Source organism: Arthrobacter gallicola (assembly GCF_014836775.1).
Taxonomy (GTDB): domain Bacteria; phylum Actinomycetota; class Actinomycetes; order Actinomycetales; family Micrococcaceae; genus Arthrobacter_B; species Arthrobacter_B gallicola.
In genome coordinates, this window is the sequence record NZ_JACSQD010000002.1 from 430,086 (window position 1) to 453,737 (window position 23,652).

Below are 23,652 nucleotides of genomic sequence, written 5' to 3' on the forward strand. Positions count from 1 at the left end.
AGGGACTCTGTGCTGCATTCGGCCACCTCCCTGGCTGCTGCGCCGCAGGCTCCCGCCCGTGCCGCCATTGTAGTGGCGCTCCCGGCACGGTGGACCGGTGCCGGGCCCCCGCAGCTGCCGCGCGCTGAGGATAAAGTACACCCTGTGAACCCTGCCGTGCCGAACTCATTGCCGTACTACGTTCCCCCAGCGCCGGGCTCCGCGCCCGGCCCGCTTGGCCTGTCCCACCGCGGCTTCTCTCCGGCGGGGCTGGAAAACACCATGTTTGCCTTCAAAGCTGCCGCGGAACTGGGATTCGGCTACTTGGAGACAGATGTCCGGACCACCAGCGATGGTGTCCTGATGGCCTTCCACGACGAGACACTGGACCGGGTGACGGACGCCAGCGGCCCCATCGCCAGCAGAAGCCTGCGGGAGCTGCAGGACGTCCGGGTGGGGGGAACCGAGCCCATTCCAACGTTCGAGGAGCTGCTGGTCCGCTGGCCCTGGATGCGCCTGAATGTGGACATCAAAGACACAGCCGGAGCCGAGGCGCTCGCAGCGCTGATCGAAAAGCACCAGGCCCATGACAGGGTCCTGGTCACCTCGTTCTCCGACCGGCGCCGGCTGCGCTGCCTGCGGAAGCTGAGCCGGCCCGCGGCCAGCTCCGCCGGATCCTTCGCCACCGCACTGCTGCTGCTTTCTCCTCTCGGACTGGGCCGCATGGTGGCCCGGGCGGGACGGTTCCAGTGCGTCCAGGTTCCGCTGCGTTTCCGGACGCTTCCGGTGGTGACTCCGGCATTCCTGCGGCGCTGCCACCGCGCCGGCATCCAGGTGCACGTCTGGACCGTCAACCAGAAGGAACTGATGGAGTCCCTGCTGGATCTCGGCGTCGACGGACTGGTCTCCGACCGCGCCGATGAGCTGGCAGCGGCGCTTCACGCCCGTGGTTCCTGGCCGCAGGGCCCGGCGGACTGAGGGCTCCCCGGCGCGCCTGGTGTCCCGCTGTCCCGGCCACGGAAACGCTGGCAGGATGGAACCCATGCGCGTCCTCATAGCCCCGGATAAGTTCAAAGGCAGCCTCAGTGCCGACGAAGCCGCAGCAGCCATGGCCCAGGGTGTACTGGCGGTGTATCCGGACGCCGAAGTCACCCGGCTGCCCGTCGCGGACGGAGGCGAGGGAACCCTTGAGGCGGCGCTGGCCGCCGGGGCGGTGGAACAGACCAGCCGCGTCCGGGGACCGATGGGCCGGGACATCACGGCCGTATGGGCCTTGGACGGTACGACGGCGGTCATCGAGACCGCTCGCTCCTCCGGGCTGATGCTGGTGGAACCCACCGTGCAGTCCTCCCTGGCCGCTTCGAGTTACGGCGCCGGCCAGCTCATCAGCGCGGCCCTTGACGCCGGCGCCAGCGAGATCATCCTCGGCATCGGCGGATCAGCCATGACCGACGGCGGTGCCGGTGCGCTCCAGGCGCTGGGACTGCAGATCCTGGCGGCGGACGGCAGCCCCGTGCCGCCCGGAGGAGCCGGACTGGCCCTCGCCGCCGCCGTCGACGGATCCGGCCTGGACCCGCGGCTGGCGGACATCAGCATCCGGATCGCCGCCGATGTCACCAACCCGCTGACCGGATCCGACGGCGCTGCGCAGGTTTTCGGCGGGCAAAAGGGGGCCGACAGCTCCGCCCGGCTGCTGCTCGACGAGGCGCTGGAGAACTGGGCCCGGCTGCTGAAGGAAGCCACCGGCGTCGACGTCGATATTCCCGGCGCCGGTGCAGCCGGCGGATTTCCGGCAGCGTTTCTGGCCTTCACGGGCGCCGTGCTGGAACCCGGATTCGGTCTTATCGCGGACCTGGTGGGGCTGATTCCCGCGCTGGCCGGCGCGGACCTGGTCCTGACCGGCGAAGGATCACTGGATGACCAGTCCCGGTTCGGCAAGGCTCCCCTGGAAGTTGCCCGCTTGGCGGCCAGTGCCGGGATCCCCGTGGTGCTGATTGCCGGGAGGATCACTCTGGACCCCAAGGATTTGGCGGAATACGGGGTGGAGGCTGCCGTCAGCCTGCTGGACCTGGCACCGAGCCCGGAAGACGCAATGGCCCGGGCAGACTATTACCTCGCCCGGGCCACCCGTGCGGCCCTCGAAGGGGCCTGAACCAGCTGTATCGCCGCTCTTAGCCGAGGCTGGAGGGCGTCGCGCCGACGTCTTCCTGCGGCTCGTCCGGCATGGTGCCCCGCCAGCGGGCGATCGCGGACATGCCGTGGTAGATCACCAGGGTTGCGGCCGTGCCAAGCGCAATGCCTTCAAAGGTCAGCCCGGCAACGTTCCAGGTGTAGTTGGCGATGCCGACCACCAGCGCCACGCCGGCCACGGAGAGATTGATCGGGTTGGAGAAGTTCACCCGGTTGTCGACCCAGATCCGCACGCCCAGGATGCCGATCATGCCGTACAGCACCACGCCGGCACCGCCGAGGACACCGGCGGGAATGGTGGCGATCAGGGCGCCGAACTTCGGGAAGAGGCTCAGCAGCACGGCCACGATGCCTGCCACCCAGTAGGCCGCGGTGGAGTACACGCGGGAGGCTGCCATAACACCGATGTTCTCGGCGTAGGTGGTGGTGCCGGAGCCGCCGCCGGACCCGGCCAGCATGGTGGCGACGCCGTCGGCCATCAGGGCACGGCCGGTGTAGGGGTCCAGGTTGCGGCCGGTCATCGCTGCCACGGACTTCACGTGGCCGATGTTCTCGGCAACCAGCACCAGCACCACCGGTACGAAGAGCCCGATGACGTTGAAGTGGAAGGTGGGCGCGGTGAACTCGGGCAGGCCGAACCAGCCGGCGTCGTTGATCGCCTCGAAGTCCACTTCACCCTGGATGATTGCGGCCACGTAACCGGCGAGCACCCCGACCAGGATCGAGAGCCGGCCGATCAGGCCCTTGAACAGCACGGTGCACAGCAGGATCGCCACCACGGTGATGGTGGCTGTGACCGGACCGGCCTCGTAGTTGGTTTTGGTGGTGGGAGCCAGGTTCAGGCCGATCAGCGCAACGATCGCGCCGGTGACGATCGGCGGCATGAGGACCTGGATCCAGCGGGTTCCGGCCAGCTGCGCTGCCAGGCCGATCAGGAAAAGCGTGGCGCCGGCCATGATGATGCCGCCCAGGGCTCCGCCGGGACCGTGCTGGTTCACGGCGGCACCGATGGGTGCAATGAACGCGAAGGATGAGCCCAGGTAGCTGGGAACTTTTCCTGCCGTGATGATCAGGAACAGGATGGTCCCGATGCCGGAGAACAGCAAAGTGGTGGCCGGCGGGAACCCGGTCAGCAGCGGAACCAGGAACGTGGAGCCAAACATGGCGACCACGTGCTGGGAGCCGATCCCGATGGTCCTGGGCCAGGAGAGACGTTCGTCGGGGGCTACATAGGCACCGGGCCGAATGGTCTTGCCATCGCCGTGAATCGTCCAGTCTGTGCCGAGCCTGCTCATACGTGTGCCTTCCAAAGGACAAGGGGGAATGAATCGTGGAGAATGTTACCGGTGCGGCATGGCTAGCACGCCTAAAGTTGCACGCCACCGGATATTTTACCGGCAAGGAGCGGGCCGTCCTGCGGGGGTGCTGATGGCGCCGGAGCCGTACCCCGCTGCGCGGGACCAGCAGGAGCAGCAAAACCAGGACCAGCAGAACCAGGGAACGAGGATCCGGGCATGAGCGCAGAAACTGAAACCCGTTGGGGAACCGGCGTTGAGAGCGTTCCGGCGCGCATAGCTGCGGTCCGGAAGACCTACGATTCCGGCCGGACCCGCCCGCTTTCCTGGCGGCGCGGGCAGCTGAAGGCACTGCTGGAGCTGCTCTCCGAACGCGAGGAGGACCTGGTCGCGGCTCTGCGTGCTGACCTGGGCAAGAATTCGCTGGAGGCCTACCTGACGGAGGTTTCCATCACGCGTTCCGAGACCGAATACGCGCTGAAACACCTGGACGGCTGGGCCCGTAGCCGGAAGGTGCCGGTTCCACTCGGCCTGCAGCCGGCGTCGGCCCGCACCGAACCCCAGCCCCTGGGCGTGGTGCTGATCATCGCCCCGTGGAACTACCCGGTGCAGCTGCTGCTGGCGCCGCTGATCGGTGCCCTGGCAGCCGGCAACGCCGCGGTCCTCAAACCCAGCGAACTTGCCCCGGAAACCTCACGGACACTGGCCCGCCTGCTGCCCCGGTATTTGGATTCCGAGGCCGTGGTGGTGATCGAAGGGGCGCAGGCGGAATCCGAAGCGCTGCTGAAGGAACGCTTCGACCACATCTTCTTCACCGGTGGTGAACGTGTTGGCAAGGTGGTGATGCGGGCCGCCGCGGAACACCTGACGCCGGTGACCCTGGAGCTGGGCGGCAAGTCTCCCGCCGTCGTGCTGGACGGGAACCTGGCCACCGTCGCACGGCGGCTGGTGTACGGAAAGCTGTTGAACGCCGGGCAGACCTGCGTGGCTCCGGACTATGTGCTGGCGACGCCGGACGTTGCACCGAAACTGGTGAAGCACCTCGGCGAGGCCATCCGTGAGTTTGTTGGCAAGGATCCGTCCCGGAGCCCGGACTTCGGCCGAATCATCAATGAAAGCCATTTCGACCGGCTCAACGCCTACCTCCAGGGCGGGACAGTCGCCTTCGGCGGGCGCAGCGACCGGGACAGCCTTTACCTGGAGCCGACGGTGCTGACCGGGGTCCCGCTGGACGCGCCCGTGATGCAGGAGGAGATTTTCGGGCCGATCCTGCCTGTGCTCACCGTGCCGGACCTCGGTGCCGCCCTGGACATCATCAACTCGCGGCCGGCTCCGCTGGCGTCCTACCTGTTCACCTCCTCTGCGGCGCAGCAGCGGCGGTTTGAGGAAGGAATCCGGGCCGGCAGCGTGAACCACAATGCGGCAATCGTGCAGCTGGCCGTCCCCGAACTGCCGTTTGGCGGCACCGGCGCCAGCGGAATGGGCGCGTATCACGGCAGGGCTTCCTTTGACACGTTCAGCCAGCTGCGGCCCGTATTCTCCAAGGGCACGCTGCTGGACACCCTGCGGTTCGCCTATCCGCCCTACAACGGGCTCAAGTCCCGGATCCTGCGCCGCCTGCTCTAACCGGCCAAAACTGCCTGCGGCTCCCGGCGAAGGCCAGGAGCCGCAGGCAGTTGGGTGATCAGCTAGGAGATGACGCCGTCGACGATCGCCTTGGCCTCGTCCTGGACCTGGCGCAGGTGCTCTGCCCCCTTGAACGATTCGGCGTAGATCTTGTAGACGTCCTCGGTGCCGGAGGGGCGGGCCGCGAACCAGGCGTTCTCCGTGGTGACTTTGAGGCCTCCTACGGCCGCGCCGTTGCCCGGCGCCTCGGTCAGGCGGGCGGTGATGTCCTCGCCGGCCAGGGTGGTGGCGGTGACGTCCGACGGCGCCAGCTTGGACAGCGCTGCCTTCTGTTCCCGGGTGGCCGGGGCATCAACCCGGGCGTAGACCGGATCCCCGAAACGGCCGGTGAGTTCGCGGTAGTGCTGCGACGGGGTCTTCTCAGTGACCGCTGTGATTTCGGAAGCGAGCAGGGCCAGCAGGATGCCGTCCTTATCCGTGGTCCAGGCCGTTCCGTCCAGGCGCAGGAAGGACGCGCCGGCGGATTCCTCTCCGCCGAAGGCCACTTCGCCGGAGAGCAGGCCCGGGACAAACCACTTGAAGCCCACCGGGACCTCCATCAGGCGGCGGTCCAGGCTGGCGGTGACCCTGTCGATCATGGAGGAGGAGACGAGGGTCTTCCCGACCATGGCATCCCCGCGCCAGCCGGAGCGGTTGGCATAGAGGTATTCCACGGCCGCGGCAAGGTAGTGGTTCGGGTTCATCAGGCCGGCGTCCGGAGTGACGATCCCGTGCCGGTCGGCGTCGGCGTCGTTACCGGTGGCGATGTCGTACTGGCCCGCCTGGGCGATCAGCGAGGCCATGGCGTGGGGAGAGGAGCAATCCATCCGGATCTTCTCGTCCCAGTCCAGCGTCATAAAGCCGAACTGCGGATCCACGCTGGGATTCACCACGGTGAGGTTCAGGCCGTAATGTTCACCGATGGCAGCCCAGTAGTCGACCGAAGCCCCGCCCATGGGATCGGCGCCGATGTGCAGGCCCGAGGAAGCGATGGCCTCCATGTTCAGGACTGAGCCGAGATCACCGACGTAGTGCTGCAGGAAATCGTACGACCCCACGGAGTCCGCCAGCCGGGCCTGGCCCAGCGGGATGCGCTTGACGCCCCGCAGCCCGTTTTCGAGCAGTTCGTTGGCGCGGTTAGCGATCCAGGACGTGGTTTCCGAATCTGCGGGCCCGCCGGAGGGCGGGTTGTATTTGAAGCCGCCGTCGGCCGGCGGGTTGTGGGACGGGGTGATCACAATCCCGTCCGCCTGGTCGGTCCGGGTGGCGTTGTGCGTCAGGATGGCGTGGCTCAGCGCCGGGGTGGGTGTGTAACCGGTCCGCGCGTCGATCAGCACGTTGACGCCGTTGCCCGCCAGTACCTCCAGGGCGGTGTTCTGTGCCGGTTCGGAGAGGGCATGGGTGTCCTTGCCCATAAACAGCGGTCCGGTGATTCCCTGGCCGGTGCGGTACTCCACGATCGCCTGCGTGATGGCGGCGATGTGCGGTTCATTGAATGCCGCGTTGAGTGAGCTGCCGCGGTGGCCCGAGGTGCCGAACGCGACGCGCTGTCCCGGATCCGAGAGGTCGGGTGCGACGTCGAAGTAGGCATCCAGAAGCGCCGTCAGGTCAACGAGGTCAGAGGGCTGGGCAGGGGTACCGGCTCGGTTAGACATAGAACCAAGCATGCCAAAGATTCCAGGATCTCCGCAGCGAAACGACGGAAAGTGCCCCCGTCGATGTTTCGCGAAGGGGGCACTTTCGGTATCTGCTGTCCGGACGCCGCTACTGAAGCAGGGTCCTGTCGTCCAGGCTGCCCTTGATCTTCTCGAACTCGTGCAGCAGGTCGGGGACGGTCATTTCGGCCTTCTGCGTGCTGTCCAGATCCAGGATGATCCGGCCCTCATGCATCATGATCAGCCGGGTGCCCAGGTCCAGTGCCTGCTGCATGTTGTGCGTGACCATGAGGGTTGTCAGCCGGTGGCGCTGCACAATCTCTCCGGTCAGCCGGGAGACCAGCGCGGCGCGCTGTGGATCCAGGGCTGCTGTGTGCTCATCCAGCAGGAGGATCTTGGGTTCGCTGAAGGTGGCCATCAGCAGGGACAGGGCCTGGCGCTGGCCGCCGGAGAGCAGCCCCACCTTGGACTTCAGCCGCCCTTCAAGGCCCAGTTCCAGGGACTTCAGTTCTTCCTGGAACAGTTGGCGCTTCTTGGCTGTGACACCCCAGCCCAGGCCGCGGGCCTTGCCGCGCTCGTAAGCGATGGACATGTTCTGTTCAATGCTCAGCTGGGGTGCGGAGCCGGCCATCGGGTCCTGGAACACGCGGCCGATGTAACGGGCCCGCTGGTGGTCCTGCAGCCGGGTGACGTCCCTGCCGTCAATGACGATTGACCCGGTGTCCGGCCGCAGCTTGCCGGAAACCATGTTCAGCAGCGTGGATTTGCCGGCGCCGTTGCTGCCAATCACCGTGAGGAATTCCCCGGCAGCCAGCTCCAGGTCGATGTTCGCCAGCGCAATCCGTTCGTTGACGGTTCCGGCGAAGAAGGTCTTCTGTACGTTCTGGATTTTCAGCATCGTTTCGCTTCCCGGCTAGCTCGACGTCGTAACGGTGGACTTCCGCAGGCTGCGGAAGGTGGGTAGCCGCCGGAACAGTTTCCACTGCGGCAGCACCAGGGCCACCACCACCAGCACCGCGGAGATGAGCTTCATATCCGAGGGGTTGAAGCCGATGTCCAGGGCCAGGGCAATGACGATCCGGTAGACGATGGACCCGAGGATGACGGCCAGGGTGGAGATGACGATCAGACGGCTGCCGAAGACGGCCTGGCCCAGGATCACAGAAGCCAGACCCACCAGGATCAGGCCAATGCCCATGCCGATGTCGGCGAAGCCCTGGTACTGCGCCACCATGGCGCCGCACAGGCCTACAAAGCCGTTGGAAAGTGCCAGACCGAGGATCTTCATCCGGTCGGTGCTGACACCAAAGCTGCGGATCATTTCCTGGTTATCGCCGGTGGCCTGCATAGCCAGGCCGAGGTCGGTGTGCAGGAACCAGTCCAGGAAGAGCTTGACGCCGATGGCCAGCAGGGCGAACAACGCAATGGAGACGATGCCGCCGAGGTAACCGTTCTCCCGCAGCGGCGTGATGAGGGTTTCTTCGCGCAGGAGGGGCAGGTTGGCCTTGCCCATGATGCGAAGGTTGATCGAGTACAGCGCAATCATGGTGAGGATGCCGGCCAGCAGCCCGTTGATTTTACCCTTGGTATGCAGCAGTCCGGTGACGCAGCCAGCCAGCAGACCGGCTCCGAAAGCGGCAGCCGTGGCGGCCAGGGGCGGAGCCCCGTTGATAATCATGACGGCCGCCACGGCCGCACCGGTGGTAAAGCTGCCATCGACTGTGAGGTCCGGAAAATCCAGGATGCGGAAGGTGACGTAGACACCCAGGGCCATCACCGCGTAGATAAGCCCCAGTTCAACAGCTGTGATCATGGAAGATCCGTTCCTTCAAGCAGGTAGTGATGGCAGTGAGCGGTTATTCGATGACCGTGTCGGCCTTGTCCAGCAGGGAAGCAGGAAGCTCGACCCCCATGTTGGCTGCAGCGGACTTGTTAACGAACAGCTTGATATCGTCCAGGGTTTCGATCGGCATGGTGGCTGGATCGGCGCCCTCCTTGAGGATCTTCACCGCCATCAGGCCGGTCTGGTAGCCCAGTTCTTCATAGTCGATGCCCCACGTTGCCAGGCCACCGCCTTCAACGCTGTCACCTTCGCCGACCACCAGCGGAATCTGCTTGGACTCGGCAATCTGGATCATGGACTCGAGGGCATTCACCACGTTGTTGTCGGTGGGGACGTAGAGCGCATCGACGTCCAGGGACTCGGCGGCCTGCTGCACTTCGGCAGAGTTGCTGACGGTGGCCAACTTCAGCTCCAGGCCGAGCTTCTTGGCGGTTTCCTTGGCGAGTTCCACTTGGACCTCGGAATTGACCTCACCGGAGCTGTAGACGATGCCCAAGGTCTTGGCATCCGGGGCGAGTTCCTTGATCAGCCCCAGCTGGTCCTCCACCGGGTTCAGGTCGGACGTTCCGGAGACGTTGCCGCCCGGGGCATCCCAGGAGTCGACGAGGCCGGCTTCCTCGGGCTCGGTGACCGCGGTGATCAGGATGGGAATGTCAGTGATGGCCTGGGCTGCCGCCTGGGCGGTCGGAGTTGCGATGGCGAGCACCAGATCCACCCCGTCCGAGGCAAACTTGGAGGCGATGGACGTGGCGGTCGCCTGGTCGTTCTGCGCATTCTGCTCGTCGAAGGTGATGTTCTCGCCTTCGGTGTACCCGTTTTCCAGCAGGGCACGCTTGAAGCCTTCACGGGAAGCGTCCAGCGATGGGTGTTCCACGATCTGGGTGATGCCGATGCGGACCATGTCATTGCTTCCGGCGGCTGTGTCGCCTCCGCAGCCGGTGGCTGCCAGCGATACTCCCAGCAGCAGGGCCCCCAGTGCCCCTGTCTTAGACCGTTTCATCGTTGCCCTTTCAGTGCGCTGCCCAGCGGCGGACGGCGCCGGGGCAGAGTGACGTGTGTCCGGGCGGGGCCCCGGATCCCTTGGACCGACGTCGTTAGCGGTCCTTCGGTGCTCGGGTGCCTTTGCGCACCGGCTGGTCCCACGATACTAACTGTGAGGGTGGTCACATTGTCTAATTCGACGCGCACTGAGAAGACAGTTGACTGGTTGCATGCGGCCATCAAGGACAAAAATCGTGCGCAGGTGAGGCAGCACCGTCAGATTGTCTAGGTAGCTGTCAGTTGTCCAGGGGTCCGGAACGCAGAAAGTGCCCGCCTGGTACTTCAGGCGGGCACTTTCTTGGCTGTGGGGGAGGGGTTACCGAACTCCGCCCATGAGCTTCTTGATCGACGGAGCGCAGAGGGCAAGGATGATGCCCAGCACGATCGCGGCGATGCCGAGGAAGGAGAAGTAGGACACCTCGGTCTCGGTGGAGTAGAACTGCGCGAGCCAGCCCGAGAGCGTGCTGCCCAGGGAAACCGAGAGGTAGAACAGGGCCACCATCTGGGTCGGGTAGGCCGCCGGGGCAAGCTTGGTCGCTGCAGAAAGGCCGATCGGGGAAAGCGAAAGTTCAGCGAACGTGAACAGCAGCAGGATGCCGGCCAGGGCCAGCAGGGGTGTGCTGTTGGGTCCGCCCCCGGAGAACGGGATGAAGGCCAGGAAGGCCAGTCCCATCACGGCCAGGCCGATGGCGAACTTAACCGGCGTGCCCGGCTGGCGGGTGCCCAGCTTGGTCCACATGCTCGCGAAGACGGCCGCGAAGATGATGATGAAGATCGGGTTAATCGACTGCACGAAGCTCGGCGGCATCTGCCAGCCGAACAGGTCCAGGTTGAGCGAGGAGTCGGCGTACAGCGCCACGACGGTGAACTGCTGCTGGAACAGGGCCCAGAAGGCGGTGCTGGCCACGAAGAGCGGCATAAACGAGTACACCCGGCGGCGTTCGAGCGTATTGACGCGCTTGCTGGTGAGGATCACCGCAAAGTAGCCGATCGACGCCAGCAGCGCCAGGATGGCCATAACGCTGACCAGGTTTTCGCTCGTCACGAGGCCGAAGCCGATGGCCAGTGCAACGACAACCAGCACGGCTGCGGCGATTCCGCCCATGCGGGCGTACTTGCTCTTAGGCAGCGGGTTGGCGACGATGTGGGCGGACTCGGGCAGGTGCTTGCGGGTCGCCGCGTACTGGGCCAGGCCGATGGCCATGCCGACGGCTGCCAGGCCGAAGCCGAAGTGGAAGCCCATGCTGTTCCAGACCAGGCCGGTCAGGATGGGGCCAATCAGACCGCCGATGTTGATGCCCATGTAGAAGATGGAGAAACCGGCGTCGCGGCGTTCATCCTTCTCCTCGTAGAGCGTTCCCACAAGGGCGGTGGCATTGGCCTTCAGGCCGCCGGAGCCCAGGGCGATCAGCACCAGGCCGATGGCCAGTCCTGCGTAGCCCGGAACCAGGGAGAGCGAAATATGGCCAAGCATGATGATGATGGCCGAGTAGAAAAGGGTCCGTTCCGAACCGAGGATGCGGTCCGCTACCCAGGCACCGAGGATGGTGGAGAGGTAGACGCCGCCGCCGTAGGCGCCGACAAGTCCTGCCGCGACCCCTTCGTTCATGCCCAGGCCGCCGTCGGTGACGGAGTAGTACATGTAGTACAGCAGGATGCCCTGCATGCCGTAGAAGGAGAACCGCTCCCAGAGCTCAACGCTGAACAGGTTGGCTAGCATCCGGGGGTGGCCGAAGAAGGCCTTGCGCGCAGGTGCTGCGGACGCGGGTTGTGTGGAGGGAGGACTTGAAGTCATGTCTCCATCGTCGCAAAGCCTAACGAAGGCACGTTTGAGCACTTAGCCCAAAAACCGGATGCTTCTAGGGGTTACAAGCAAGGTTATGTGTGTAGAATCACCGCAAATTGCTCACTTTTGTCCACATGTTGGACAAAGTGGCCCCAGATGAAGGCGTGGACCTGTTATTGGGACTCCAGCTGGGCGGCAACGGCAAGCAGTTCGGCCTCCGCTCCGGGGCGCCCGATGAGCTGGATGCCCATCCAGAGTCCTTCCGCGGTGCGGTAGGTGGGAACCGTAATGGCCGGCAGGCCGCTGACGTTCACCATGGACGTGTACGGCGAGTACTGGCACTGCCGCGCATAGTCCTCATCGGCGTCGCCCGTCCAGTACCAGCCGATGGGGCGGGGAGTCATGCCCAGCACCGGGGTAAGGATCATGTCCCATGCTGCATATTGCCGGATGGTGTCCTCCTCGAAGCCGCGCAGGATGTCCACGGCCTCGGCCAGATCTGCTGCGGAGCGCTGCAGGGCACGACGGCGCAGGGTTGCGGTCAGTGCCGTCAGCTCGGCTTCGCTCTCGGCCGGCAGCGGAATGTTGGCCAGCGGGGCGGTCCACACCAACCGGAATGCGTCCGGATACCGCTCGTCATAGTGCAGATCGGCTTCTTCAACACTGTGCCCTGCGCCGGTCAGGGCCAGGATCCCCGCTTCCAGCCCGAGGACCGCTTCGGGATCCAGAGTGATGTCGAGGCGTGACTCAAACGGGGAGCGGGTGCTGACCCCAATCCGGAACCTGCCCTCCGCCCGCAGCGCAGCCGCCAGAAACGTTCCTTGGCTGGCCGGAGCGGACGTGGCGTGGAAATTCGGCTCGGCCACCATGGCGTCCAGCAGCAGCGCCGCGTCCGCTGCGTTGCGCGCCAGGGGGCCGGCGACGACGAGCTGGCCGAGGTCGCGCTGCCCGCCGCCCGCCGGGATCCGGCCGCGGTTCGGTTTCAGGCCAACCAGTCCTGTGGCGGCAGCGGGAATGCGGACGGATCCCCCGCCGTCTGTGCCGGGTGCAAAGGGAAGCATGCCTGCGGCCACCGCCGCAGCGGATCCCCCCGAGGAACCGCCGGGGCTGAGGGCGGGATCCAGTGGATTACGTGCCGGCGGTGCAATGAGGTTCTCGCTGTAGCTGGTGAGGCCGAATTCCGGCACCTGCGTCTTGCCGAGACTGATGGCACCTGCGGTACGCAGGACGGACACCAGGGGTCCGTCCTCTGTGGCAGGCACCGCAGGCACTGCGGCGCTGCCCATGGTGGTGGGTACGCCGGCAACATCGGTGAGGTCCTTGTGTGCCAGCGGCATGCCGTGGAGCAGTGCCGGGGACTGGCCCCGGGCAAAGGCTTCATCGGCCCGGGAGGCCTCAGCCAGGGCCAGGTCCGCGGTCACCGCAATGAACGAACCCAGTGACGGATTCAGGGCGTCGATCCGGTCCAGGTAGTACCCTGCCGCCTCCCGTGCGGAAACCTCCCCCGCGGCCAGGGCATTTCTCAGCTCCAGGGCGGTTAGCCCGCCCAGCCCGGCAGGTTTATCTGCGGCATTCTGCACTGGCGGGCCAATGGGCATTGCTACCTCCGGGGTGGGGCTGTTTGGTTCTCTGGCGGTGCATCCCACTATAGGCTGGGATGCAGATCAAGGCCGCCCGTGCCAGCTGGCGCTCGCCGCCTTGTCAGGCCCGGAAAGATTATTGCGAGGAAGCTATGAGCGAGATGGAAAACGTGTCAGTGGAGGCCATTCCCGTAGGCGCCAAAATACTCGATGTCCGTGAGGACTATGAGTGGGAGGCCGGGCACATCGCCGATGCCGTGCACATCCCCCTGGACCAGCTTCCGGAACGCCTGGATGACCTTGACCCGGACGGCGATCTCGCCGTCATCTGCCGCACCGGCGGCCGCAGCGCCCGAGCCACGCAGTGGCTGGAAGCGCACGGCTACTCCGCCGTGAATGTCACCGGCGGCATGGGTGCCTGGCTCGAAGCAGGCAAGCCCATGGTCTCCGATACGGGGACGGAACCGACTGTCGTATGAGTGCTCCCGGCAAGGCTGCTGCGCGGGACTCCCGTCTGCCTGGAACCATGGTCTACACGTTTCTGGGGCCGGAGGGAACCTTCACGGAGGCTGCTCTGCTCCAGGTTCCCGGCGCCGAGGAGGCTGTCCGGATACCCTCAAGCTCGGTCAATGCGGCACTGGAAATGGTCCGCTCCGGACATGCCAACGCTGCCGTGGTGCCCATCGAGAACTCTGTCGAGGGCGGGGTCAGTGCCACCCTGGATGCCATCTCCGTGGGTCAGCCGCTGAGGATTCTGCGGGAGATCCTGGTCCCGATTACCTTCGTGCTGGCTGTCCGTCCGGGGATTGAACTGGCTGATATCCGCCGGGTTTCCACCCATAGCCATGCCTGGGCGCAGTGCCGCAACTGGGCCGAAGCGAATATTCCGCAGGCGGAATATCTTCCCTCCTCATCCACGGCGGCGGCCGCCGTCGGGCTTGCCGATGAGGAGGCCGGATTCGACGCCGCGATCTGCGCGCCGCTGGTTGCCTCCAGGCTGGGGCTGAATGTGATTGCCCGCGGAATCGGGGACTATGCGGAGGCTGTCACCCGGTTCATCCTGGTCAGCCTGCCGGGCCTGCTGCCCGAACCCACCGGCGCTGACAAAACCACCGTGGTCATCCCGCTGCCTGAGGACCGGCCCGGCGCCCTGATGGAGATCCTGGAGCACTTCATGGCCCGGGGCGTGAACCTGAGCCGCATCGAGTCCCGGCCCACCGGAGCTTTCCTGGGGGACTATTTCTTCAGTATCGACGCCGACGGGCACGTTTTCGATGCCCGCGTGGCAGACGCCCTGAAGGGGCTGCACCGGGTATCCCCGGACCTGCGGTTCCTCGGCTCCTACGCACGGGCAGACTACCGCCGTCCGGAAGTGCTGCCGCATACCTCGGACCAGGCCTTCGAAGCCGCTGATCAGTGGCTCGAGTCCCTGATAAACGGCTGACACCATGCCCCGCCTGCGCCGCAGTAACTGTGAACACCCGGGCTACACCCGGCGCCGCTGGGGCCGGGGGTTCAGTTACCGCGGCCTGAACGGGGAAGTGCTGCGGGACCCCGCGGAACTGCGGCGCATCCGCGGCCTGGCCATACCCCCGGCCTGGGAAGACGTCTGGATCAGTCCGTACCCGAACGGGCATATCCAGGCCACCGGGCAGGACGCGGCCGGGCGGCGGCAGTACATCTACCACCCGCACTGGCGTGAGCTGAAAGACCGGGAAAAGTTTGACCGGGCGCTTCAGCTGGCCCAGGCGCTGCCGGGGGCACGGCGGATTATCACCAAGCACCTGCGGGCTGAGGGGAACGGGCCTGAGCGTGCGTTTGCCGCCGCCCTGCGCATCATCGATTCGGGTGCGCTGCGGGTTGGCGGGTCCCGCTACGCAGAAATGAACGGTTCCTACGGAACAACCACGCTGCTTACGGAGCACGTCGCACTGGAAGAAACCCGCCTGATCCTGCACTTCCCGGGCAAAAGCGGGCAGGAGTGGCATGTGGAGCTCGACGACGAGGACCTGGCCGCAGCTGTCCGCCCCATGCTGGCGCGCCCGGACCCCGATACTGCCCTGGCCTACATTGGCGTTGACGGGCAGTGGCACAGTATTGATGCAGCCCAGTTGAACGGTTTCCTGAGGGAGGTTTCTGGGGGCGATTTCTCAGCCAAGGACTTCCGGACCTGGCAGGCTACGGTTTCCGCTGCCATGGGCCTGGCACGCGCTGACAGTCCCGGGGCCACCAAGCGGGAGCGGGAGAGGGCAGTGGCTGCAACTATCCGGGCGGTGGCGGAACGGTTGGGCAACACTCCTGCCGTGGCCCGGAAGTCCTACGTTGATCCCCGGATCGTTGACCGGTTCCGCAGCGGTGAGGTTATCCCCGTGGCTGGTTACTCCGCCTCCGAAACCGCTGTGCGGGAGATGCTCGGCGGATAGGGCTGCAAGTCACTGTCCAGCGGCGGGGAGGTGTGCGCGGGGTGATGTGGCTATGCCGGACAAGTTGTGAGGGCGCGGCCCCGGTGTCAGTTCCCGCGGACGCCGGGTGAAGCATTCCGTGCGCAGGTGTGTGCATGTGTGTGCGGGTACGTGTGTGCGTATGGCATGAGTGACGACAGCCCGTCCTGATCACGGTGACCGGCTCGGGGCAGGCGGATGGAAAAACTCCGGTTTGGCTGAAATCGTCCTTTTTGGGATTTCCCTGCCACGGCGCAGAGGAGGGAAACCCCATTCCGGGAGGATTTTCCCAATTCGGATGGAAATCGTGCCACAGGACGGCCGAGAAGTCCCAAACCGGAGGGGAGGGGGGACGGTCAAGGCTGACGGCACAGCCAGCGAGAACCGTTAGCACCTGATCCGGAGATGACACAGCCCCAGACCGTCGAGAGATTCGGCAGCGGAGAGGCTACTCCATGCCCGGTCGCTTCGCCTCCGAGGCGGCCGGGGCGAGAGATGACCAACGGAAAGACGCGCCTTTGCATGCCAGCCTATGGTAAGTATGCTTATAGACCCGATGCCGGGAGGTGTCCGGGCAAGCCAGCGAATGAAAGGCGGACCATGAGCGAGTACCCGAACGAAGAAGAGCAGCTCAAGAACCCCAAGCCCAGCGGCCAGTCCACGGGCGATGACAACTGGCGTGGAGACGCGGCGGACCAGGGCAACGACATCCGCTTCGCCGAGGAGCAGGAACTCATCCGCGAACAGGCTTCCCCGGAATCTGTGCGGCGGGATGACGAGGGTGAATACACCGACGCCGAAGGGTCCAAGGAGCCACCGGCCGGCAAGGACAGCACGCACGGCAGGCATGGGACTTCCGGATCCAAGGAAACCGAAGGCGGTTACACGGATTCCGAGGGCACCCAGGACTGACCTGACTCCGGCAGCAACTGACCCGGCGCCGCCAAAAAGCGCGTAGCCGGGCCTGGGGTGCTGAACTGACGTTGCAACCCTGAACAAACGTTGCCCCGGACCCGCCGCTGTCTGACCGCTCGGGTCAGTACCCCTAAGCGGCGGGTCCCGGGGTGTCCGCAGCAGCGGCCAGGGCGCGGATCCGCAGTGACTGCGGATCAATGGTGACGGACACACTGGTGGCCGCACCGCTGAGGTCGCCGTCGAGCTGTGTGATCGTAGGTTCTTCGGTACTCACCGTGATCGTGCGTGCCCGCTGGTATTCGATCAGTGGAAGCTCCCGGCGGTTCCGGGTCACCACTTTGCCCAGCACCGCTGCCCAGCCAAACACGGTGCGCGGACTGAGCACCACGATGTCCAGCAGCCCGTCGTCGACCGCGGCCAGCGGGATAAAGTCGATCCCCGCGGGCAGCTGTCCGGTATTCGCGAACAGAACGCTGCTGACCTTCCGGACCTCGGCCGGACCGTCGTCGATTTGGATGCGCATCCGGCGCCGCGGCCCCGGGAGCAGTCTTATCCCTGCCTCGCTGTAGGCCAGCCATCCCACCCGCTTCTTCAGCCCTTCACGGGTTGCCGCGATGACCTCCGCGTCCAGGCCGATCCCGCCCATCACGAGGAAGTTGCTGGTGGCTCGGTGGCCGGTGTGGGAGTTTTCCACCACGATGCGGCCCATGTCGATCCGGCGTTCGGCGCCGTGCAGGGCCGTCTGGATACTGGCGTGCAGATCATTCACCGGGAAGCCGAGGTTGCGGGCAAGCAGGTTGCCGGTGCCCAGCGGGAGCATGCCCATGGCTGCCGGTGAGTGCGCCAGGGCGCGGGCAACCTCACGGATGGTCCCGTCTCCTCCGGCGGCGAGGACGACGTCGGCCCCGGCCGTGAGGGCCTGCTGCGCCTGGGCGAACCCTGGGGATTCGATCGTGGTCTCCAGGATGAGCGGCGGCTCCCAGCCGGCCAGCTCGCAGGCTTGCACCACGGCGGTCCGGGCGGGACCGGCCTGCGCCTTGACCGGGTTGATGACCATGGCGACCCGCTGGTTGGGCGCGGCTACCGGACGGGTGACCCGTTCCGCGGCGGCCTGCCGCCGGTGCCGGCGGGAGGTTATCTGCCACGTGGCCACGGAAGCGATGACGGCGGTGGCCAGGAGCAGGATTAGCGCTAATTCGGCAGGCATGGTGTCCTCAAGACTAGCCGCAGCAGGGCGTGCAATCCCCGAAGTGGGTTTTCGGTACCCTTGAGACGTGATCGATGTTAATGAACTGCGAGAAAATCCCGACAAGTTCCGAGCTTCCCAGCGCGCCCGGCTGGCCGAGCCGGAGCTGGTGGACGCAATCATTTCCGCGGATGCCCGCCGGCGCGAGTCCCGTACCCGCTACGAGACGCTGCGTGCGGAGCAGAACGCCTTCGGCAAGCGCGTAGCCCAGGCCAAGGGCGAGGAGAAGCAGGCGCTCCTGGCTGAGGTCAAGGAACTCGCCGCCGCAGTCAAGGCTGCCGGCGCCGAGGCTGACGCGCTGCAGGCAGAGCAGGAAGCTCTCGTCCGCCGCGTAGCCAACGTTGTTGAAGAAGGTGTTCCCGCCGGCGGCGAAGACGACTTCACCGTGCTCAAGACGGTCGGCAAGCCCCGCGACTTCGAGGCCGAGGGCTTCACCCCGCGTGACCACCTGGAACTGGGCGAACTGCTGGGTGCCATCGACATGGAGCGCGGTGCCAAGGTTTCCGGTTCACGCTTCTACTTCCTGCGCGGCGTGGGTGCCCGCCTGGAGCTCGGCCTGCTGCAGATGGCCATGGACCAGGCCGTCAAAGCCGGCTTTGTTCCGATGATCACCCCCACGCTGGTCCGTCCGGAAACCATGCAGGGCACCGGCTTCGACGTCGCCCACGACGCCGAGATCTACCGCCTGGCCGAGGATGACCTGTACCTGGTGGGCACCTCCGAGGTTCCGCTGGCCGGGTACCACGCTGACGAGATCATCGACCTCAACGGCGGCCCGGTCCGGTACGCCGGCTGGTCCTCCTGCTACCGCCGCGAAGCCGGCTCCCACGGTAAGGACACCCGCGGCATCATCCGCGTGCACCAGTTCAACAAGGTGGAGATGTTTACCTACACCAAGGTTGAAGACGCCGCCGCGGAACACCAGCGCCTGCTCGCCTGGGAAGAGGAAATGCTGGCCAAGGTGGAGCTGCCCTACCGGGTCATCGAAACCGCTGCGGGCGACCTGGGTATGTCGGCCGCCCGCAAGTTCGACTGCGAGGCGTGGGTTCCGACGCAGGGCGCGTACCGTGAGCTGACCTCCACCTCCAACTGCACCACGTTCCAGGCCCGCCGCCTGAACATCCGTGAGCGTGAGGACGGCAAGACCCGCGCGGTCGCTACCCTCAACGGCACCCTGGCCACTACCCGCTGGATCGTCGCGATCCTGGAGCACCACCAGAACCCCGACGGCTCAGTCAACGTTCCCAAGGCCCTCCAGCCCTACATGGGCGGCCTGGAAGTATTGCCCGTTCTCTGACTCCTGCTCTGCGGGCCGGCCGGCTCATCCGCCGGCCCGCAGACCGGACCCGGTGCCGGTCCTCTGATCCTGTTCCTCCCGGGTTCGCAGGGTGTTCACCCGGAGTGTGAAACGCGTCCTACCGGTATTCACCACCGTCTGTTTATATAAAGCGATGACAACTCTCACTTCCGCCGGCATCGAAGACCGGCTCAGCTCAGATACCAAACACCTCGTGGCCCTCGACGTCGACGGAACCCTCGTTGACCATGACGGCCACATGTCTCCCAACGTACGCTCCGCAGCCATGGACGCGATTGCCGCTGGCCATCACCTGGTCATTTCCACCGGCCGCTCTTTCGGGGCCGCGCTGCCCGTGCTCAAGAACATCGGACTGACCGAGGGCTACACCGTCTGCTCCAACGGCGGCGTGACCCTCCGTGTGGACAGTTCGCTGCCCGAAGGCTACGAAATCGTGGACCGCGTGGTCTTTGATCCGCGCCCGGCACTGGATGCCCTCCGCGTCCAGCTGCCCACCGCAAAATTTGCCCTCGAGGACCACGAAGGGCGCTTCCTTTCCACGGAACGCTTCCAGGACGCCAGCTTTGGTGCCGAAGCGCAGGCCGTGGACTTCGAGTACCTGCGCGAGAGCAAGGCCGTCCGCGTAGTGGTTTTCAGCACCGACAGCACAGCCGAGGAATTCGGCGACGCCGTTGCGGCAATCGGGCTGCACGGCGTCACCTACTCCGTCGGCTGGACCGCGTGGCTGGACATCGCCGCGGCTGGAGTCACCAAGGCCTCCGCCCTCGAACAGGTCCGGCGCCGGCTGGAGATCGACCCCCGGAACACAGTGGCCGTCGGAGACGGCCGCAATGACATCGAAATGCTGTCCTGGGCTGCCCGCGGGGTAGCCATGGGTCAGGCGCCGCAGGAGGTTCTTGCCTCGGCAACTGAGGTCACCGGAACGGTCTATGAAGACGGCGCCGCCGCGGTGCTCCGCAGCCTCGTTGAAGCCCGCTGATTCCGGCCGCGAAACTCTATGGCACCGGGCCGGGAAGCAGTGCCTCCGCAGGGTGCTGAACGCCCGCAGCGGCCGCCCGTCCTGGCGTCCTTAGCGGTCTGACGGTTGCGGCGGCCGGCGGGCCTGGCGGCCGGAAGTCCTGAACCGCGCCTACCGGCCGTAAGTCATCGCCGCGGGCGGAAGGGCTGCCGGTCCCGCTGCCAGGTCAAGCAGTCTGGCCGCGGCAGGCCGGGTGGCCCACTCCTCGGTCCAGTACGAACGGACCACGGCTTTGCTCACCGCCTGGGTGGTGATTCCGAGCGCCTCTGCCACGTACTTCTGCTGGCCGCGTGCGCCCGGCGTCATCAAGTCCAGGACCTTCCATTCCGCTGCCGTCCGGCCCGCAACGATCTGGCCGAGCAGCCGCAGCACTGCCTCCGCCTCCGCCGCAACCTGGGCATCGGGTCCTTCCACGGCCAGGGGGATCCGGTCACCGGTGCGCTGCGCGCGCTCAACGGCCCGGCGGGCGTAAACCAGGCCGAATCCCTCTGCCTGCATCACATCGGCGGGCAGGGGCCGGTGCACTTCGCCAACGCCGAGGCCCACGTGCCACCGGCGGGCGCGGACTGCCGCCAGGGCGGCGCCGACCGCCGCCGCCGGATCGGTCAGGATGCCCTGGGCTTCATCGCCTACTGAGCGCTGGAACGGCACTGCTGCCGGAATGTGCCGCAGCGAGCGCAGCAGCTCCGGAACCTGGTCTCCCACCTCACGGGTATCCCGCTGGTTGATGGTCAGCACAAAATGCATGGCATCAGCATGCCAGAGACTGCCTGCAAACAACCGAAAACGGTTGATTGGGCGCGGCGCGTCCCGATGCGCATCCAGCACCCCTGCCCGGGGATGCCTGACGCAAAAATATAATGCCTTTACATTTCTCCGGACCCCACGTAGCGTCGCGTGCACATACCAAACCCGTCAACGGAGACAGGACTTTCAGGATGCCGCTCACCAAACAACCACGTCCGATCGTCATCATTGGGGCTGGGCCGGCGGGGATGGCGGCTGCGCTGTCCCTGCACGCCGTGGGGCTCAAACCGGTGCTTCTGGAGCGTTACTCAGAGGCCCGCCCGGCCGGGAACATCCTCAATCTGTGGCCGCCACCCATCAAAGCCCTCCGCGAAATGGGAGTGGACACCACTGACCTCGGCGCCCCTTGCCGGACGACCTTCCGCAACGTCCACGGTCACATCCGGGCTGACATCCAGATCCCGGCGGAGGTAGTCCAGGAGTATGGCGGCGGATTTATCGGGCTGCTGCGCCCGGAGCTGTACCGGCGGATGCTGGCTGCTATGCCCCCCGGCGTGCTGCGGACCGATCAGCGGGTTGCCGGAATTGTGGATCACGGCAACGGTGTCCGGGTGGACCTCGCGGACGGCACGAACATTGAAGCGGCAGTGGTCCTGGGCGCGGACGGAATCGACTCGATGGTGCGCACCTCGCTCTGGGGGGCCAGCGAACGGCGCGAACACAAGCTCCACATCATCGGTGGATATACCTTCGACGACGTCCCCGGGCTGGAGCGCAACGAGGTCGTCCTCACGCACAGCCGGCAGGTGCAGGGTACCTATTCCTCAATCCGGGACAAGGGGCGGGACGGTGTTCAGTGGTGGGTGCTTGAGGCGTGGAATCCGGCGGCACCGGCACCGGATGACCTGCAGGCACACGCACTGAACCTGGCCCGGCAGTTCCCGGGTCCTCTCGCCGGCCTTGTGGGCGCAACCGGGAAAGGACAGATTCAGCGCTGGCCCATCCGTGACCGGAAGCCCCTGAAAGCCTGGTCGAAAGGACGGATTACGCTCGCGGGCGACGCGGCACATGCGACCTCCCCGTACGCCGCCTACGGTGCCGGGATGTCCATCGGCGACGGCTACGTCCTGGCGCAGTGCCTGACCGGCGTCGACCTCGATGACACCGCTGCCGTGACCGGAGCCCTGCTCCGCTACGACCAGCGCCGGATTGCCCACACCACCTCTCAGGTCCAGCAGGCATATGTGCTTGGCAAGGCGTTTCACCATGCACCGGCGGCACTTCGGCCGATCCGTGATTTCCTCCTCGACCACACGCCGCTGCTCCAGCGGCAGGTCGGAGAGAAAAGCCCCGGCGAGATCGTTGCCCAGCTTCATGAGATGGGAACGGGACTTGCCCGGTCCGTCTAGCCTTAGTCCATGAGCCCATCCCCGTCCCGTGCGGAACGCCTACCGCAGCAGGAGAGGAGCAGGCGCACCTGGGACCGCGTGCTGGAGGCCGGAACCGAGCTTGTTGCCGAAGAAGGATGGTCCGGACTGACCATCACGGGTGTCTGCCGCCGGGCAGGCGTCACGGCCCCCTCGATCTACGCCCGGGTGGACGGCAAGGCAGGGCTGTTTCTTGCTGTTCATGAGCGCCAGCTCGCGCAGATGCGGGTCACCGAAGATGAACTCATCGCCCGGTACGTCCGTGACGGTGCGCCGGCAGAGCAGGCCGCGGCGGCGGCAGCCACGGTCATAGCCGGAGTGTTCGAGATTCACGGAAAGATGCTTCGGTCACTGATCGACCGCAGCGCGCACGATTCCCAGATGCTGGACCGGGGCAGTGCCGCCTCCCGTGCGCTGCTCTCCCGGCTGGCTGAACACATCCCCCTGGATGAAGGCCGGACGTGGATGCTCCTGCGCGCGGTCTACGCTGCCTGCGTCATGCGCACCATGTACGGCGCGTCCCTGCTGCAGCCGGCCGGCAGCGGCGGGCCATCGCTGGAGGAGGAAGCGGTCAGCCTCGCCCGGACGATCGCCTCCGCCGGCGCTGTACCCGGCTAAACGACAAAGCGGCCGTCCACCCAATGGGTGAACGGCCGCTTCGCCGGAACAGCGGAAAACGTTAGTTGTTCGCGGGGTCGGCGTCGACGTCGCGGCCCTGGGGCTCGTCCTCTTCGCTCTTTTCGCCCAGCGCCTCAAAGCGTGCCAGGGACGCCTCGACCTCAGCCTCGGCGGCTTCGCGGCCGGCCCAGTCAGCGGCTTCAACCCACTTGCCCGGCTCCAGGTCCTTGTACTTGGTGAAGAAGTGCTTGATTTCATCGAGCAGGAAGTCTGAAACGTCGGACAGGTCCTGGATGTGGTCAAAGCGGGGGTCCGCCGGAACGCACAGCACCTTGGCGTCGCCGCCGCCGTCGTCCACCATGTTGAAGACGCCGATCGGGCGGGACTCCACCAGGACGCCGGGGATCAGGTCGAAGTCCTGCAGCATCACCAGGGCGTCCAGCGGATCGCCGTCTTCGCCCAGCGTGTTTTCGAAGTAGCCGTAGTGGGTCGGGTACTGCATGGAGGTGAACAGCACGCGGTCCAGGCGCAGGCGGTGCGTCTCATGGTCAATTTCATACTTGACGCGGGATCCCTTGGGGATCTCGATCGTGACGTCGAGTTTCATAACGGCTCCTTGAAAGCGGCCCTTCGGCCACGCAAACGGACAGACGGTTTCTGCACAATTCATGCAGGGATCATGAACTAATGAACAATGGACGCAGCCGGAATTCCCCGTCCATTTGGGAATGTCCGTTTGGCTCGCCGCGCCGGTCTAGTGTTAAAGATATATGTCCTGAGGCGTTTCCGGGTTCTTCCCGGTCCCTGCCGCCTCTCAGCGCCCGCCGCGGAGGCGGAATCGAAGGCATCAGGGAAGTAACGAGACTGAAATTGGTGGCCCGTGGCTAG

At 65.8% G+C, this 23,652-nt stretch carries 21 protein-coding genes; 11 read left to right on the plus strand and 10 right to left on the minus strand.

The window, feature by feature from the left end:
* The first annotated feature begins 144 nt into the window (after nucleotides 1-144).
* Both H9639_RS06375 and H9639_RS06380 read left to right on the plus strand, forming a co-directional pair.
* A complete protein-coding gene (locus H9639_RS06375) occupies nucleotides 145-957 on the plus strand; it encodes a glycerophosphodiester phosphodiesterase family protein (RefSeq protein ID WP_318242006.1) in 813 nt (270 codons plus the stop codon).
* 64 nt (nucleotides 958-1,021) lie between these two features.
* Nucleotides 1,022-2,131 carry a glycerate kinase gene (locus tag H9639_RS06380; protein WP_191807267.1) on the plus strand — a complete coding sequence of 370 codons (1,110 nt, stop codon included), beginning with the start codon at nucleotides 1,022-1,024 and terminating at the stop codon, nucleotides 2,129-2,131.
* Nucleotides 2,132-2,150: 19 nt separating this feature from the next.
* On the opposite strand, the gene H9639_RS06385 is transcribed toward H9639_RS06380, so the two are convergent.
* Nucleotides 2,151-3,464, minus strand: a complete 1,314-nt coding sequence (locus tag H9639_RS06385; protein ID WP_191807268.1) for a uracil-xanthine permease family protein — start codon at nucleotides 3,462-3,464, stop codon at nucleotides 2,151-2,153.
* Nucleotides 3,465-3,683: 219 nt separating this feature from the next.
* On the opposite strand from H9639_RS06385, the gene H9639_RS06390 reads away from it, so the two are divergent.
* Nucleotides 3,684-5,090: an aldehyde dehydrogenase family protein gene (locus tag H9639_RS06390; RefSeq protein ID WP_191807269.1), complete on the plus strand. Its 1,407-nt coding sequence runs from the start codon at nucleotides 3,684-3,686 to the stop codon at nucleotides 5,088-5,090.
* Nucleotides 5,091-5,152: 62 nt separating this feature from the next.
* Here H9639_RS06390 and pgm read toward each other — a convergent pair whose 3' ends face one another.
* From pgm to H9639_RS06420, 6 genes are all read right to left on the minus strand, one after another.
* A complete protein-coding gene (gene pgm, locus H9639_RS06395) occupies nucleotides 5,153-6,784 on the minus strand; it encodes a phosphoglucomutase (alpha-D-glucose-1,6-bisphosphate-dependent) (RefSeq protein WP_191807270.1) in 1,632 nt (543 codons plus the stop codon).
* A gap of 109 nt (nucleotides 6,785-6,893) precedes the next feature.
* A complete protein-coding gene (locus H9639_RS06400) occupies nucleotides 6,894-7,682 on the minus strand; it encodes an ABC transporter ATP-binding protein (protein WP_191807271.1) in 789 nt (262 codons plus the stop codon).
* Between the two features lie 15 nt (nucleotides 7,683-7,697).
* On the minus strand, nucleotides 7,698-8,597 hold the full coding sequence (locus tag H9639_RS06405) for an ABC transporter permease (protein ID WP_191807272.1): 900 nt from the start codon (nucleotides 8,595-8,597) through the stop codon (nucleotides 7,698-7,700).
* A 43-nt stretch (nucleotides 8,598-8,640) separates the two neighbouring features.
* Nucleotides 8,641-9,627 carry an ABC transporter substrate-binding protein gene (locus tag H9639_RS06410; RefSeq protein ID WP_191807273.1) on the minus strand — a complete coding sequence of 329 codons (987 nt, stop codon included), beginning with the start codon at nucleotides 9,625-9,627 and terminating at the stop codon, nucleotides 8,641-8,643.
* Nucleotides 9,628-9,984: 357 nt separating this feature from the next.
* Nucleotides 9,985-11,463, minus strand: a complete 1,479-nt coding sequence (locus H9639_RS06415) for a peptide MFS transporter (protein ID WP_191807274.1) — start codon at nucleotides 11,461-11,463, stop codon at nucleotides 9,985-9,987.
* A 164-nt stretch (nucleotides 11,464-11,627) separates the two neighbouring features.
* Nucleotides 11,628-13,052 carry an amidase gene (locus H9639_RS06420; protein WP_191807275.1) on the minus strand — a complete coding sequence of 475 codons (1,425 nt, stop codon included), beginning with the start codon at nucleotides 13,050-13,052 and terminating at the stop codon, nucleotides 11,628-11,630.
* A 134-nt stretch (nucleotides 13,053-13,186) separates the two neighbouring features.
* Here H9639_RS06420 and H9639_RS06425 point away from each other — a divergent pair, with 134 nt between their 5' ends.
* The 4 genes from H9639_RS06425 (at nucleotide 13,187) to H9639_RS06440 (ending at nucleotide 16,387) form a co-directional block, all read left to right on the plus strand.
* Nucleotides 13,187-13,513 carry a rhodanese-like domain-containing protein gene (locus H9639_RS06425; protein WP_191807276.1) on the plus strand — a complete coding sequence of 109 codons (327 nt, stop codon included), beginning with the start codon at nucleotides 13,187-13,189 and terminating at the stop codon, nucleotides 13,511-13,513.
* On the plus strand, nucleotides 13,510-14,478 hold the full coding sequence (gene pheA / locus H9639_RS06430) for a prephenate dehydratase (protein WP_225219254.1): 969 nt from the start codon (nucleotides 13,510-13,512) through the stop codon (nucleotides 14,476-14,478). The genes H9639_RS06425 and pheA overlap by 4 nt, the downstream gene beginning before the upstream one ends.
* A 4-nt stretch (nucleotides 14,479-14,482) precedes the next feature.
* Nucleotides 14,483-15,457, plus strand: a complete 975-nt coding sequence (locus H9639_RS06435; RefSeq protein ID WP_191807277.1) for a DNA topoisomerase IB — start codon at nucleotides 14,483-14,485, stop codon at nucleotides 15,455-15,457.
* Nucleotides 15,458-16,075: 618 nt separating this feature from the next.
* Nucleotides 16,076-16,387, plus strand: coding sequence for a hypothetical protein (locus tag H9639_RS06440; protein ID WP_191807278.1), 312 nt, complete (start codon nucleotides 16,076-16,078; stop codon nucleotides 16,385-16,387).
* Between the two features lie 133 nt (nucleotides 16,388-16,520).
* Here H9639_RS06440 and H9639_RS06445 read toward each other — a convergent pair whose 3' ends face one another.
* Complete coding sequence (locus H9639_RS06445; protein ID WP_191807279.1) at nucleotides 16,521-17,597, minus strand: diacylglycerol/lipid kinase family protein; 1,077 nt, start codon at nucleotides 17,595-17,597, stop codon at nucleotides 16,521-16,523.
* Between the two features lie 67 nt (nucleotides 17,598-17,664).
* Between H9639_RS06445 and serS the strand changes: the two genes are divergently transcribed.
* Complete coding sequence (gene serS / locus H9639_RS06450; RefSeq protein WP_191807280.1) at nucleotides 17,665-18,933, plus strand: serine--tRNA ligase; 1,269 nt, start codon at nucleotides 17,665-17,667, stop codon at nucleotides 18,931-18,933.
* A 154-nt stretch (nucleotides 18,934-19,087) separates the two neighbouring features.
* Nucleotides 19,088-19,933 (plus strand): HAD family hydrolase, encoded by an 846-nt coding sequence (locus tag H9639_RS06455; protein WP_191807281.1) that lies wholly within the window; start codon nucleotides 19,088-19,090, stop codon nucleotides 19,931-19,933.
* A gap of 150 nt (nucleotides 19,934-20,083) precedes the next feature.
* On the opposite strand, the gene H9639_RS06460 is transcribed toward H9639_RS06455, so the two are convergent.
* Nucleotides 20,084-20,719, minus strand: a complete 636-nt coding sequence (locus H9639_RS06460; protein WP_191807282.1) for a hypothetical protein — start codon at nucleotides 20,717-20,719, stop codon at nucleotides 20,084-20,086.
* 191 nt (nucleotides 20,720-20,910) lie between these two features.
* Here H9639_RS06460 and H9639_RS06465 point away from each other — a divergent pair, with 191 nt between their 5' ends.
* Both H9639_RS06465 and H9639_RS06470 read left to right on the plus strand, forming a co-directional pair.
* A complete protein-coding gene (locus H9639_RS06465; RefSeq protein ID WP_191807283.1) occupies nucleotides 20,911-22,128 on the plus strand; it encodes an FAD-dependent oxidoreductase in 1,218 nt (405 codons plus the stop codon).
* Between the two features lie 9 nt (nucleotides 22,129-22,137).
* A complete protein-coding gene (locus H9639_RS06470) occupies nucleotides 22,138-22,764 on the plus strand; it encodes a TetR/AcrR family transcriptional regulator (protein WP_191807284.1) in 627 nt (208 codons plus the stop codon).
* Between the two features lie 61 nt (nucleotides 22,765-22,825).
* Here H9639_RS06470 and H9639_RS06475 read toward each other — a convergent pair whose 3' ends face one another.
* On the minus strand, nucleotides 22,826-23,371 hold the full coding sequence (locus H9639_RS06475; RefSeq protein WP_191807285.1) for an inorganic diphosphatase: 546 nt from the start codon (nucleotides 23,369-23,371) through the stop codon (nucleotides 22,826-22,828).
* Nucleotides 23,372-23,652: the final 281 nt, after the last annotated feature.